The organism is Pseudomonas sp. AC169 (assembly GCF_979258515.1).
Genome location: NZ_OZ409866.1, coordinates 2,630,052 through 2,642,653 on the forward strand (window position 1 = coordinate 2,630,052; position 12,602 = coordinate 2,642,653).

The following is a 12,602-nucleotide window of genomic DNA, read 5'->3' on the forward strand; positions in this document are numbered from 1 at the left end:
GTCTAATGCCGTAAACGCCTACCCTATGCCGAATCGGCATGAGCTTTTTTAAATGAAACTGGCGTCCCAACCGGTTCGATTGTGACATTTCGGCCGGCATAAGTGCCGTGAACCGGCCATTGCAGCGTAGGTTGGTTATTTTTTGAACGAGAAAAATCGACAAAAATCTTAGGAAAAAGCCTACGCAGGAAGACTAGAAGTCCTACTGTTTAAACGGTCTCTTTGTCGATATACGGTCGCCGTGAAACACCGCGTAATGTTTTCGCGCGCAGTGTCAGCGATAAAAAGGATGAGCTGGACGCTCTGGATCAATGTTTTGCGTGTTTGAAAGCTCAGCGCAGGTCCGTCGAGCCACTGGGGGCCGGCGAACCTGCGACGCAGCTTTTACCCTGACCCGGCCCTTGCGCAGGCACTCCCTGTACCCGTAGGTCACTCCGACCCTGAAACAGTCAGAACATCCCGGCCCCTTGGTCATGCGCCTGCCTTCCTCAGGTGGGCGCAATGGAAGGCAGCAGGGCTGCTGCCTTCATGTTCAAATCAGTACCACTTCGGATCTTTCTTCAGGGTTTCCATCAGCAGATCCTGCATGCCCTGATCGGGTTTGCCGAAGAAGCGATAGGTCGCATGTCGCGTCGGCGACTTGTCTTGCGGCAGGCCTTCAGGCACATCAACCAGCATGGCGTAGGCGTCATCCTTGTCGAAACTGAATGCGACGATCAAACGGTGGTTCAGGCACTTGTCCTGATTCTCGCAGAGCGGGCCGACCAAGTACTTGTCGCCGTCTTCAGTAACCGCGTTCATCTGTTGTTCAGAAGTTCCGGACAGGTTGATCACCCATTCCGGTACACGCTCTTCCTTCTTGATCACGCCTTCCCAGGTTTCACGGTACTGCTCGTCAGAGGCGAGCAATTCGTTGACCCGCGCCTGGCCGTCATTGGCCGCCATCGCCATGGCACTACCGCCCAGAAGCAGGGCGGCTGCCAGTGTCTTTAAAGCACTCATCGTTAACCTCGGCCGCGACGGCCAAAGAAGAAGGAAGCGATGAACATCACCAGGAACACGACAAAGAGAATCTTGGCGATACCCGTGGCGGTGCCCGCGATACCACCGAAGCCCAGTACTGCAGCGATGATGGCAATGATCAAGAATGTAATTGCCCAGCTCAACATGGTGATTCTCCTTACTTCTCTATTTAGGGGTGTTGCGTGTTCCGGCGCTGCGCGCCCGAATTCATTCAATCAGTCAGAAAACCCAACGCTCTTCACGTGGCACCTGGTCCAGCGGCTGCGGCTGATCAACATCCATCATGCGCATCGAGGTGCTCTCGGCCTGGCTGCTGCTGACGGCGCTGAAGTGCGTTTGCGTGTTGTGCTGGATCGAAATCAGCGGCTCAACCTGCTGGCTGTTTTCCCAGCGCAGGTATTGCTGGCAAGCAATCAGGGTGATCAACAGCGCCAATACGCCAAACAGACCTTGCTGGATGTGCAGTGGCGAGATACGCACTTGGGCGGCACGTGGGCGAGTCATCCTGGGTTCCTCACTCTTATTCGGTTGGGGCAGTTCGTATCTGCCCGGGCTGAGTGAGGTATTGCAGCCTGCATGCCAGTTTTTTAATTGAAAAATATTCAATAAAATCAATGGTTTAAAAGTGATGAGAAAATCGTTGGCGACGCATCCTGCACGATGGGTCATTTGGGATCGTGCGCAATGCACGATTTTTTCGTAGGAGATTTCATTCTTATGGAATTGAGAGCAGGGCGCAGATGTCAGAAAAGTACGCAGGGAATGCCCTGCAAATCGGTGATTGTTTAAAAAACCAACAAAATCAACGTATTGGCCGTAAAGGCAGGAGAGGGCTACCCTCCTATGGCTGGCATCGTTCAGAATCAACCATGCAACTTGCCCGATTTTTCCGGGACTAAACCAAGACCAATCACTATGGAGCGTAGGAAAAATGGAATCTGCCACTGAGCATCAAGGCCGCATTCTGCTGGTGGACGACGAATCTGCCATCCTGCGTACTTTCCGTTATTGCCTCGAAGACGAGGGCTATACGGTTGCCACAGCCAACAGCGCGGCTCAGGCCGACGCCTTGCTGCAACGTCAGGTCTTTGACCTGTGCTTCCTTGACCTGCGTCTGGGCGAAGACAACGGTCTAGACGTACTGGCGCAGATGCGCATTCAGGCGCCGTGGATGCGTGTGGTCATCGTCACCGCGCATTCGGCTGTCGATACTGCGGTTGATGCGATTCAGGCCGGCGCCGCCGATTATCTGGTCAAGCCATGCAGCCCGGATCAATTGCGTCTGGCCACCGCCAAGCAACTGGAGGTGCGTCAACTGTCGGCCCGTCTCGAAGCGCTTGAAGGCGAGATCCGTAAACCGAAGGACGGTCTCGACTCCCACAGCCCGGCAATGAAAGTAGTACTGGAAACAGCACGCCAGGTTGCCGGCACCGACGCCAACATTCTTATCCTCGGCGAGTCCGGTACCGGTAAAGGTGAGCTGGCCCGAGCGATTCATGGCTGGAGCAAGCGCGAGAAGAAATCCTGCGTGACCATCAACTGCCCGTCGCTGACGGCGGAATTGATGGAAAGCGAATTGTTCGGCCACAGTCGGGGCGCTTTCACCGGTGCTAGCGAAAGTACGCTGGGTCGAGTCAATCAGGCCGATGGCGGTACGCTGTTTCTCGACGAGATCGGCGATTTTCCCCTGACGTTGCAACCAAAGTTGCTGCGTTTCATTCAAGACAAGGAATACGAGCGGGTAGGCGATCCGGTCACGCGTCGTGCTGATGTACGCATCCTCGCGGCGACCAACCTCAATCTGGAAGACATGGTCCGTGACGGGCGTTTCCGTGAAGACCTGCTTTACCGTCTGAACGTCATCACCCTGCACCTGCCGCCGTTGCGCGAACGTGCCGAGGACATCCTGACCCTCGCTGACCGCTTCCTCGCGCGCTTCGTCAAAGAGTACGCACGTCCGGCGCGGGGCTTCAGCGATGAGGCACGTGAGGCGCTGCTTGGCTACCGCTGGCCGGGCAACATTCGTGAGCTGCGTAACGTGGTCGAGCGGGCGAGCATCATCTGCCCGCAGGAACGCGTGGAAATCAGCCACCTCGGCATGGCCGAACAACCGGCCAACAACGCACCTCGAGTCGGTGCGGCGTTGAGTCTCGACGAATTGGAGAAAGCTCACATCGGCGCGGTGCTCGCCACCGCCGGCACCCTGGACCAGGCAGCCAAAACCCTGGGCATCGACGCATCGACCCTGTACCGCAAGCGCAAGCAGTACAACCTGTGAGCGCCCGGCGATGAAACTGGCGATGAAGTTGCGGACCCGTTTGTTCTTGAGTATTTCCGCGCTGATCACCGTGGCCTTGCTCGGGCTGCTGCTCGGGCTGGTCAGCGTGATGCAGATGACCGGTACTCAGGAAGCCTTGGTACGCAGCAACTTCATCACCCTTGATCTGGGTCTCAAGCTGCGCCAGACCTTGGGTGATCAACTGATCATCATGCTCGCGGAAAAGCCCGACCCGGTAGCGTTCGAAGCGTCAAAGCAGCATTACTTCCAGCTGCTGGATGAGGGCATCGCCCAAGAACGGGAGGGGGATGGCCGCCAATACGGGTTCAGTCAGGCCAAAGCGGATTACCTGAACTTCCTGCAATCATTCGATCTGTCCCGTGAACCTGCCAGTTCGATGAGCAGCAGTGCAGACTTCAGAGAGCGCTTCAATACACTGCGCAACGGGCTGATCGCCGAACACAAACATGCGCTGGACAACATCAACGCGGTACAGCATGAGGCGCGCGACCGTGCCTTGTTGATCGCCGGTCTGCTTGGTTTCGTCGGATTGGCGGTGCTGATCATCGGTTTCATCACGGCCCACGGCATTGCCCGGCGTTTCGGCGCACCGATCGAGGCGCTGGCGAAAGCGGCGGACAATATCGGCCAGGGCAATTTCGAAGTGACCCTGCCGATTTCCTCGGCGATGGAAATGAACCTGCTGACCAAACGTTTCGGCCTGATGGCCGAGGCGCTCCGCGAGCATCAGGCGACCAACGTCGATGAATTGCTTGCCGGCCAGCAACGCTTGCAAGCAGTGCTCGACAGCATCGATGACGGCTTGCTGATGATCGACCGTCAGGGACATCTGGAGCACCTCAATCCAGTGGCTCAGCGACAATTGGGCTGGGAGGATGACCGTCTCGGCCAGGGGCTGGGCACTGCGCTGGAACGCCCAGAGCTGGATGCGCAGCTGCAACTGGTGCTACGCGGCGGCACGCTGGAGCGGGCGCCGGAAGATTTGAGTATCGAGGTCGATGGCGAATCACGCTTGCTGACGTATAGCCTGACCCCGGTCAGCCACACGCAGGGCCATATCGTCGGCGCGGTGATGGTGTTGCACGATGTCACCGAGCAGCGCGCCTTTGAACGGGTACGCAGCGAATTCGTCTTGCGCGCCTCCCACGAGCTACGCACGCCGGTCACCGGCATGCACATGGCGTTCGGCTTGTTCCGCGAGCGGGCGAAGTTTCCAGCGGAGTCACGCGAGGCTGATCTGCTCGACACCGTGAACGAGGAAATGCAGCGCCTGATGCAGTTGATCAATGACTTGCTCAACTTCTCGCGTTATCAGAACGGCTTGCAGAAACTCACCCTGGCGCCATGCTCAATCGAAGATTTGCTGGAACAGGCGCAATTGCGTTTTGCCGATTCGGCGGCGGCCAGGGGCATCGCCCTGAATGTTGAAGTGCAGGGGCCGTTGCCACGTTTGCAGGCCGATCAGGCGCAACTCGATCGCGTGCTCGACAACCTGATCGACAACGCACTGCGCCACACCGCCCGCGACGGTCAGATCCGTTTGCAGGCGCGCCGACATGGCGAGCGAGTGATCATTAGCGTCGAGGACAACGGCGAAGGCATTGCCTACGGTCAGCAAGGACGAATCTTCGAACCGTTTGTGCAGGTCGGACGCAAAAAGGGCGGCGCCGGGCTGGGTCTGGCGCTGTGCAAGGAAATCGTCCAGTTGCATGGCGGACGTATGGGCGTTTATTCGCGGCCGGGGCAGGGCACGCAGTTCTACATGGCGCTCGCCGTTTAGGCTTCGTCGTCCATGCGCCGACCGGCCAGGCGCCGGCCACGGGTGATCAACTCAATGAACTGCACCGCGCTCAGCGCATGGGCGAACAACCAGCCCTGACCGAACTTCACCCCTTCACTGCTGAGCAATTGCGCTTGGGATTCGAGTTCGATGCCTTCGGCAATCACCTTCAGATCCAGCGCCTGGGCCATGTGAATGATGTGCGGGGCGACGCCGCTGCTGGCCGCGTCATGGCCCAGCGCATCGATGAACGCTTTGTCGATCTTCAAGCAGTCCACAGGCAAGGTTTGCAAGTAGGCGAGGCTGCAATAGCCGGTGCCGAAATCGTCGATCAACACCTGATGGCCGACATCGCGCAAGGCTTGCAGGTTTTCCCGCGCCACCACCACGTCAATCAAGCCACGCTCGGTGACCTCGAAGGCAATCTGCCGCGCGGCCACCCGATGGAGCGTGAGCAGGCGCGCCATGACCTGACCAATGCGCGGCACCATCACGTCGCACGCTGCAAGGTTGACCGAGATGTACAACTGCGGATTGGCGCGCAGCAATTGGCCGAGTTGCTCCAGCAGGCGCTGCAGGACGAAATCGGTCATCTGCCGGATCTGCCCGGTATTTTCCGCCATGGGGATAAACAGATCTGGGCTGGTCAACGTGCCGTCCGGGCGACGCCAGCGCAGCAGGGCTTCGGCACCGACGCAGTTGCGGCTGTCGAGATCGAAGATCGGCTGATAGAGCACCTGCAACTCACCGCGACGAATCGCGCCCTGCAGTTCGGCATCCAGTGACTGGCGTTGACGTACCAGCACGAACACCAGAAAGCCGACAATGGCACCGGCGATCAGGCAGACCGGGATCATCCACCACCAGACAGCGGGGATGTGCATGCCGCTGCGCGGGGTGATGAGCACCAGTTGGTATTCGGGATTGTCGGTGGGCATGCGATAGATCAGCCGGGTTTGCGTCACCTGCAAGGCCTCACGACTTTTCGGTGGCCAATGTTCCGTGGGCGGCCAGGCCTGTTCCGTGCCCAGCACCGGGATGGCTCGGGTGCCGTGGTCAAGCACCACCAAAAGGCTGCTGCCGGGCGACAGATCAACCATGTCGGTCAGGTGCCCGCGTGAGGTCGCGACGCGGAAATTGCCGCGCCCGAGCATCAGCGCTGCGCGGTTTTCATCGGGTTCGGTAGTGGTGTTTAGCCAATAACTGTAAGTCGGGCCTTTGATATCGGGGGCGCGGACCACCGACAGGCCTTCCTGGCGCGGGCGGTTGGAACAGATCCGCGAGGCGTCCATATAGGCTGCTTCGTAGACGAAGCGATAGTTGAAGGTGACTTGCTGCAGGGTGGCGATCATTTCATCGTCACAACTGCGCAATGGCTGCGCTTCAAGATCGTCGAGACTTTCGCGTAACTGGCCGAACAATTGTTCGAGGCGGGCGAGGAAACGCTCGCCTTGCGCGTTCATTTCCTGACTTTCGCTTTGCTCGACCTGACGCATCGCCACGAACATACCACCGGCGATCAGCAGGCTGGCACTGAGGACAGCCGCGATCATCGCCAAAAACCAGGGGCGATAAAACCAGCTACGCAGCGTCGCTCGGGTAGCAACCATCATGGAATATCCGAAGAATTACCAATGAGTTATAGCTGCTGATTGCAATTTCGCCCTGACCGTCGGGCGGGCGTCATTATTTTGTCTGATTGAGCACCAGCAACAACGCTGCGGTTTGCGCATCCGGCGTGCCGTCAAAGCGCGAAGGCCGGAAGTGCATCTGGAACGCGGCGAGGACGTGGCGCGTCGCAACGTCCAGTTCGCCGGTTTGCGGTGTGTCATAGCCCAAGTGCGCCAACTGTGCCTGGAACCAGCTGATGCTCGGCAATTCGCTGCTGTTGAACAGCATTTGCTGACGCGCTACCGCCTGTTCGTTTGGCCACAGGCCCAAGCCTTCGGCGGCGAGACGCTTCCATGGGAACAACGGACCCGGATCGAGTTTGCGCAACGGCGCGATGTCGCTATGGCCAATGATGTGACGCGGGCTGATGCCGTTGCGTTTGCTGATGTCCTTGAGCAGGACGATCAGCGATTGAATCTGCGCTTCGCTGTACGGATACCACAGGCGCCCGGTCGGTGTGTCCTTGAAACCCGGATTGACGATTTCAATGCCGATCGAGCTGGAATTGAGCCAGGTGCGGCCCTGCCATTGGCTTTCGCCGGCGTGCCAGGCGCGCTGGTTTTCGTCCATCAGCTTGTAAATGGTGCCGCTGTTGTCGTCGCCGATCAGGTAATGGCTGCTGACTTCGCCGTGAGTCAGTAATTGCAGCGAGCGCTCCAGCGATGTCGAGGTGTAGTGGACGATCACGAACTGAATACGACTGTCGTAATTGGCCGAAGGATGGCTGGTGTCGTAACGCGGGCCGCTGGCACAACCAGCCAGAACGAGCAGCGAAGCGAGGAGGGCAAAGAATTTCATGGCAGAGGAGAGTACACGCAAGACAGTAATGCAACAGTGTAACGTACTGCCTTGCGTCTCGACGGTCAGCGGGCGGATTTAAACAAAATGGAACAATTTGCTTAGCCCAGTTCGACCCGGTTGCGTCCCGCGTTTTTTGCCCTATATAGCGCCTGATCGGCTCTTTTCAGCACCAGATCACTGTGTTCTCCGGCACGGAACGAGGCCAGTCCCATGGAAATGGTGATGGTCACGCGCTCGCCCTTGAAGTGGAAGGGGCAGGCTTCGATGGCCGCGCGCAACGTTTCCAACAGTTTTGCGCCGACTGCTGGCGGCGTGGCCGGCAACAACAACACGAATTCTTCGCCGCCAAAACGAGCAATGAAATCGGAACCGCGCAGGCGTTTGCGCAGCACGGTGGCGATGATCTTCAGCACTTTGTCGCCGGCCAGATGGCCATAGTTGTCGTTGATCCGTTTGAAGTGATCGAGGTCGAGCATGGCCAGGCTCAGGGTGTTGCCGTGTTGTTGCCACTGCTGGATTTCTTGTTCGAGGCGTTCGCTCCACGCGGCGCGGTTGGGCAGGCCGGTGAGCGGGTCGATCATGGCTTTCTGGCGCTGGACTTCCAGGTGTTCACGGAAACCCTGGGCTTCCTGTTCCATATGCGACACGCGCTCGGACAGGCTTTTGAGCCGTGTCGCCACTTCCTGCTCGCGAGCGTCGCGCTGCTTCTGGTGCTGATCCATGGTGCCGAGCAGGCCCTCGAGATGATTCTCAAGCACTTGCTTGAGGTCATCCAGATCCGCCGCTTCCTGGACGCTGGTCTGCAAACCGTCGACCTGCTCACGGATCTGTGTGTCCATCGCCCGCGCTGCCGAGCTGTTGTCGGCGTGACCTTCACTGGCGGCTTGCAGATTGCTCTGGAACGCTTCGAGGCGTTCGTTGAGCTGTTGCAGATAGGCTTCAAATTCATGCTGACCGCTGTCGGTGATCGCCAGCATCAACGTTGCGAGATCGTCGAGGATCGGGATCAGTTCGTACCAGTTCAAACCGTGTTTGAGGCGCTCGCGCATCGCTTCGGCTTGCGGACGGTGACGCTCGGGCAGGGTCAGGTCGTCGAGCAGGCCGATCAGGGTGTCTTCGATGTGTTTGGCCACGGAGCTGTAGGACGGCTCCGGGGAATCCGGCAGGGCGAAGAGGATGTCGTGCTCGGATTGTTCCGGGTCGATGGCTGCCAAGGCCTGTGCCATCGGTTCGGGTAGGGGCAGGCTGTCGAGAATCAGCGGCGTCGGGTCGCCGGGGTGGATCAATTCGTCGGGGTTGAAGCTGGCGGCTACAGTCGGCGTCGGGGCGGCAGTTGGCGCACTGACGGCTGCAGTCTCGGCCTCGTCGGTCGTTGCTTCAGCCGCAACATCCGTTGCTTCGCGGGCGCTGGCGGGTGGTTCAAACGCAGCCACGTCAGGTTCCGCCTGGGGCTCTGAGAGCGGCGAGGGCGCCTCAGTCGCGGGCTCGGGCTGTTTGATAACGGCAGCGGCGATGACCGGCTCTGCAACAGCGGCAGTCTGCGCGGGCGCTGGTTCTGGCTCGGCTTCTGACGCGGCTGGCGTTTGCACTTCACGCGTTACCGGCGCCAGCACGGGCGTTTCTGCGTTCGGAGCTGGCGCTTCTTCGTTGTCACGAGTCCCAAACAAACGCTGCAGCAAGCCCGGGCGTCCCGGTTCGGCGGGCGTTTCCAGCTGACTCAACGCCTTGCCTTGCAAGCCGCTGAGCTCACTCAGCAGCAATGGCATTTCCCGCGCCGAACCGACGCGGCTATCCAGTTGCTTGGCGAATTTTTTCAGCGGCTGGGCGACTTCACGCGGCAGCGGCAACGCCTGCAACTGGCTGACCAGCGACGTCAGCGCGGTACTGACCTGATCGATGCGGGTTTCGCGGCGCTGCTCGGAATCGAGCACGGCTTTTTCCAGGCGCGGCAACAGGGCGGCGAGCCCAGCGTCCATGTCGTCGGTGCGCACCACATCGCGCATCTCTTTCATGCACTGATCGACGACTTTATCGGTGCCCTCGGCTGCCAGTGTGCTGCGCACCAGACCGCGCCGCAGCAAGTCGAGCCTGGCGGCCCAGCGGCGTTCGAGTTTGTCCTGCTGTTCGATGCTTTTGAGGTACTTCTCTTTCCAGCGCTGGGCGTCGTCGCTCATTCAGGGGTTCCGCGAGGGGCAGGACTCAACGCGGGCAATGCATCGGCCGTGAGCGAACCCGGCAGACGAATCTCTACCGCGACCGGCAGGTGATCGGAAATCGGTTGGGCCAGCACTTCGACCTTTTCCAGGGTCAGGGTCGGGCTGAGCAAAATATGATCAAGGCAACGCTGAGGGCGCCAGCTGGGGAATGTCGCTTCCACCTGCGGGGCCAGCAAACCGAGATCGCGTAACGGTGACTGTTGTAGCAGATCGCTGGCGTGGGTGTTCATGTCACCCATCAATATTTGATGTTTATAGCCGCCGATCAGCTCTCGAATGTAGCCCAGTTGCAGACTGCGCGTACGCGCGCCGAGGGCCAGGTGCATCATCACCACCACCAGCGCTTCCGGGCCTTCGCCGAAGCGCAGCAGGATCGCGCCGCGACCTTTCGGACCGGGCAGCGGATGATCTTCGATCGCCCACGGTTTCAGGCGACTGAGCACGCCATTGCTGTGCTGGGCCAGTCGACCGAGGTTGCGATTGAGTTGTTGATACCAGTAGGGGAAGGCGCCGAGGTGCGCCAGGTGTTCGACTTGATTGACGTAGCCTGAGCGCAGGCTGCCGCCATCGGCTTCCTGCAGAGCGACCAGATCGAAATCGCCCAGCAGGTCGCCGATCTTTTGCAGATTGCCTGAGCGCCCGGTGTGCGGCAGCAGATGCTGCCAACTGCGGGTCAGGTAATGCCGATAGCGCTCGGTGCTGATGCCGACCTGGATATTGAAACTGAGCAAGCGCAGACGCTGGTCTGCGGGCAAGCCCGTGGATGCCAGGTGATGCTCGTTGACCTGCGGATCATGCAGGCCAACGATGCGTTCAGACTTCCAGCGGCGCATGGCGGTTGCCGCGCTTAGTTGGCAGCAGCCTTGGTTGCCGCTCGCTCTTTGGCGACCAGTTGATCAGCCAGTTGCAGCGCTTGCTCGGCACCACCGGCAGAGCCGATGTCAAAGCGGTACTTGCCGTTGACGATCATGGTTGGCACGCCAGTGATTTCGTACTTCTTGGCCAGTTCGCGAGCTTTTACGATCTGACCCTTGATAGCGAACGAGTCGAAAGTGGCGAGGAATTTGTCCTTGTCCACGCCTTGGGTGGCGAGGAAGTCAGCCATGTCGTTCTTGTCGGTCAGCTTCTTGTGTTCTTTCTGGATCGCGTTGAATACGGCAGCGTGAACCTTGTGCTCGACACCCATGGCTTCGAGGGTCAGGAACATTTGACCGTGAGCGTCCCACGGGCCGCCGAACATGGCCGGGATACGCACGAAGTTGACGTCCGAAGGCAGTTTCTCAACCCATGGATTGATCACGGGCTCAAAGGCGTAGCAGTGCGGGCAGCCGTACCAGAACAGCTCGACCACTTCGATCTTGCCAGGCTCTGCAACCGGTACCGGGTTGGCCAGTTCCACGTAAGGGGCGGCTGGGGCTTCGGCGGCTTGGGCGGTGACGCCGAACAGGCTGGCAGCGACGAGAGCGGCGCTGATGATCAGATTACGCATGCTTTACTCCTGGACAATTTTGGTCGCCTCGCGCGACCTGTTTTCAGACAGATCCTGGCGGGCATGAGTTCTGTAGTGTAACGGTAGCGGCCACAAAAAAGGGCGGCTAAAGCCACCCTTTTTATACTTGCTGCGACGGATTAATCGAGCGTTAACGTTGCGCGAGATCTATCGCTGCAAAGTGCGCTTAGTGCAGACCCTGAATGTAGCTGGAGACCGCTGCGATGTCTTCGTCGCTCAAGCGCTTGGCGATGGTCTGCATGGTCATGGTATCGCCGTCGTTGGTGCGGCCGCCTTCTTCCTTGCGGAAATCGGTCAACTGCTTGGCGATGTATTGAGCGTGTTGGCCACCCAGATGCGGGAAGCCGGCAGCGGCGTTGCCGGCGCCATTTGGCGAATGGCAGCCGGTGCAGGCGGGCAGACCTTTGGCGAGGTTGCCGCCACGGAACAGTGCTTCACCGCGTGCGACGATCTTCGGATCGGCGGCGCCGACGCTGCCTTTCTGGCTGGCGAAGTAGGCGGCGATGTCGGCCAGGTCCTGATCGCTCAGGTTGGTCAGCAGCCCGGTCATTTCCAGAACGGTGCGCTTGCCCGACTTGATGTCGTGCAACTGCTTGGTCAGGTAGCGTTCACCTTGACCGGCCAGTTTTGGAAAGTTTGGCGCCATGCTGTTGCCGTCCGGGCCATGGCAGGCTCCACAAACGGCGGCTTTTGCCTGGCCCGCTGCGGCATCACCGGCAGCATGGGCGAAGCCTGAGATTCCCACGGTCAACAGCAGACTCACGATCAATTTGTTCATCAGCTAATCCAACTACGGCTAAGGGTTAAGTTATGGACCGGGCTTACTCGCTCATCCAAAGGATGATGGCTTGGTAATCCTCGGCACTGCAGTCCATGCACAAACCACGCGGCGGCATCGCCTTGAAACCCTGGGTCACGTGTTGCACCAGCGTCCCCATACCTTTCGCCAACCTCGGCGTCCAAGCTTCCTGATCGCCTCTTTTGGGCGCCATGGGTAGTTGGCCGGAATGACAGGCACCACAAACACGGTTGTACACAGCTTCCGGATCCTGTGTAGCCTGTGCGCTGTAAAGCGGCATCAAGACTCCGGCAGCCAGCAGCCATTTCGTCATAAAACGACCTTTTCAGGGTTGAGAGCGTTCTGCGTTCTAATGCGCAATCAAGGTCTGTCGCTCTCGTGAACTTCATCCTACGCTGGGACAAAGCACACACAAAATCTGCGGCATTATATACTGGCGTCACTGAAACGGAAGCGACACCGCGTTCCGCGCCCAATCCCGGCGCCGCCCACATCGGAAATCC

At 59.2% G+C, this 12,602-nt stretch carries 12 protein-coding genes; 2 read left to right on the plus strand and 10 right to left on the minus strand.

Going from position 1 to position 12,602, the window contains the following annotated elements:
• Nucleotides 1-537 precede the first annotated feature (537 nt).
• From ACZZ0G_RS12005 to ACZZ0G_RS12015, 3 genes are all read right to left on the minus strand, one after another.
• Nucleotides 538-1,002, minus strand: coding sequence for an inhibitor of vertebrate lysozyme family protein (locus ACZZ0G_RS12005; protein ID WP_122842092.1), 465 nt, complete (start codon nucleotides 1,000-1,002; stop codon nucleotides 538-540).
• Between the two features lie 2 nt (nucleotides 1,003-1,004).
• Nucleotides 1,005-1,169, minus strand: a complete 165-nt coding sequence (locus ACZZ0G_RS12010) for a DUF1328 domain-containing protein (RefSeq protein ID WP_003177151.1) — start codon at nucleotides 1,167-1,169, stop codon at nucleotides 1,005-1,007.
• A gap of 73 nt (nucleotides 1,170-1,242) precedes the next feature.
• Complete coding sequence (locus ACZZ0G_RS12015) at nucleotides 1,243-1,527, minus strand: hypothetical protein (RefSeq protein WP_463556271.1); 285 nt, start codon at nucleotides 1,525-1,527, stop codon at nucleotides 1,243-1,245.
• A gap of 427 nt (nucleotides 1,528-1,954) precedes the next feature.
• Here ACZZ0G_RS12015 and algB point away from each other — a divergent pair, with 427 nt between their 5' ends.
• The gene (gene algB, locus ACZZ0G_RS12020; RefSeq protein ID WP_007954049.1) at nucleotides 1,955-3,301 is read left to right on the plus strand and encodes a sigma-54-dependent response regulator transcription factor AlgB; all 1,347 of its coding nucleotides are present in this window, start codon (nucleotides 1,955-1,957) and stop codon (nucleotides 3,299-3,301) included.
• Between the two features lie 10 nt (nucleotides 3,302-3,311).
• Nucleotides 3,312-5,102, plus strand: coding sequence for a KinB sensor domain-containing domain (locus ACZZ0G_RS12025; protein ID WP_463556272.1), 1,791 nt, complete (start codon nucleotides 3,312-3,314; stop codon nucleotides 5,100-5,102).
• Here the strand turns inward: ACZZ0G_RS12025 and ACZZ0G_RS12030 are convergent.
• The 7 genes from ACZZ0G_RS12030 to ACZZ0G_RS12060 form a co-directional block, all read right to left on the minus strand.
• Nucleotides 5,099-6,712: an EAL domain-containing protein gene (locus tag ACZZ0G_RS12030; protein ID WP_463558847.1), complete on the minus strand. Its 1,614-nt coding sequence runs from the start codon at nucleotides 6,710-6,712 to the stop codon at nucleotides 5,099-5,101. The two genes, ACZZ0G_RS12025 and ACZZ0G_RS12030, sit on opposite strands and share 4 nt — an antisense overlap.
• Before the next feature lie 76 nt (nucleotides 6,713-6,788).
• Nucleotides 6,789-7,571, minus strand: a complete 783-nt coding sequence (locus tag ACZZ0G_RS12035; protein WP_463556273.1) for an N-acetylmuramoyl-L-alanine amidase — start codon at nucleotides 7,569-7,571, stop codon at nucleotides 6,789-6,791.
• Nucleotides 7,572-7,672: 101 nt separating this feature from the next.
• Entirely contained in the window at nucleotides 7,673-9,748 is a 2,076-nt protein-coding gene (locus tag ACZZ0G_RS12040) for a GGDEF domain-containing protein (protein WP_463556274.1), read from the minus strand.
• Nucleotides 9,745-10,623, minus strand: coding sequence for an endonuclease/exonuclease/phosphatase family protein (locus tag ACZZ0G_RS12045; RefSeq protein ID WP_339453894.1), 879 nt, complete (start codon nucleotides 10,621-10,623; stop codon nucleotides 9,745-9,747). The genes ACZZ0G_RS12040 and ACZZ0G_RS12045 overlap by 4 nt, the downstream gene beginning before the upstream one ends.
• Nucleotides 10,624-10,637: 14 nt before the next feature.
• Nucleotides 10,638-11,279 carry a thiol:disulfide interchange protein DsbA/DsbL gene (locus tag ACZZ0G_RS12050; protein ID WP_034152237.1) on the minus strand — a complete coding sequence of 214 codons (642 nt, stop codon included), beginning with the start codon at nucleotides 11,277-11,279 and terminating at the stop codon, nucleotides 10,638-10,640.
• Between the two features lie 187 nt (nucleotides 11,280-11,466).
• Nucleotides 11,467-12,078: a c-type cytochrome gene (locus tag ACZZ0G_RS12055; RefSeq protein WP_008081240.1), complete on the minus strand. Its 612-nt coding sequence runs from the start codon at nucleotides 12,076-12,078 to the stop codon at nucleotides 11,467-11,469.
• 43 nt (nucleotides 12,079-12,121) lie between these two features.
• Entirely contained in the window at nucleotides 12,122-12,412 is a 291-nt protein-coding gene (locus ACZZ0G_RS12060) for a c-type cytochrome (protein WP_038365005.1), read from the minus strand.
• Nucleotides 12,413-12,602 lie beyond the last annotated feature (190 nt).

Bases quoted from the DNA above. Each gene is read 5' to 3' on its own strand.
- ACZZ0G_RS12005 (WP_122842092.1), bottom strand. From the start codon at position 1,002: ATGAGTGCTTTAAAGACACTGGCAGCCGCCCTGCTTCTGGGCGGTAGT.
- ACZZ0G_RS12010 (WP_003177151.1), bottom strand. From the start codon at position 1,169: ATGTTGAGCTGGGCAATTACATTCTTGATCATTGCCATCATCGCTGCA.
- ACZZ0G_RS12015 (WP_463556271.1), bottom strand. From the start codon at position 1,527: ATGACTCGCCCACGTGCCGCCCAAGTGCGTATCTCGCCACTGCACATC.
- algB (WP_007954049.1), top strand. From the start codon at position 1,955: ATGGAATCTGCCACTGAGCATCAAGGCCGCATTCTGCTGGTGGACGAC.
- ACZZ0G_RS12025 (WP_463556272.1), top strand. From the start codon at position 3,312: ATGAAACTGGCGATGAAGTTGCGGACCCGTTTGTTCTTGAGTATTTCC.
- ACZZ0G_RS12030 (WP_463558847.1), bottom strand. From the start codon at position 6,712: ATGGTTGCTACCCGAGCGACGCTGCGTAGCTGGTTTTATCGCCCCTGG.
- ACZZ0G_RS12035 (WP_463556273.1), bottom strand. From the start codon at position 7,571: ATGAAATTCTTTGCCCTCCTCGCTTCGCTGCTCGTTCTGGCTGGTTGT.
- ACZZ0G_RS12040 (WP_463556274.1), bottom strand. From the start codon at position 9,748: ATGAGCGACGACGCCCAGCGCTGGAAAGAGAAGTACCTCAAAAGCATC.
- ACZZ0G_RS12045 (WP_339453894.1), bottom strand. From the start codon at position 10,623: ATGCGCCGCTGGAAGTCTGAACGCATCGTTGGCCTGCATGATCCGCAG.
- ACZZ0G_RS12050 (WP_034152237.1), bottom strand. From the start codon at position 11,279: ATGCGTAATCTGATCATCAGCGCCGCTCTCGTCGCTGCCAGCCTGTTC.
- ACZZ0G_RS12055 (WP_008081240.1), bottom strand. From the start codon at position 12,078: ATGAACAAATTGATCGTGAGTCTGCTGTTGACCGTGGGAATCTCAGGC.
- ACZZ0G_RS12060 (WP_038365005.1), bottom strand. From the start codon at position 12,412: ATGACGAAATGGCTGCTGGCTGCCGGAGTCTTGATGCCGCTTTACAGC.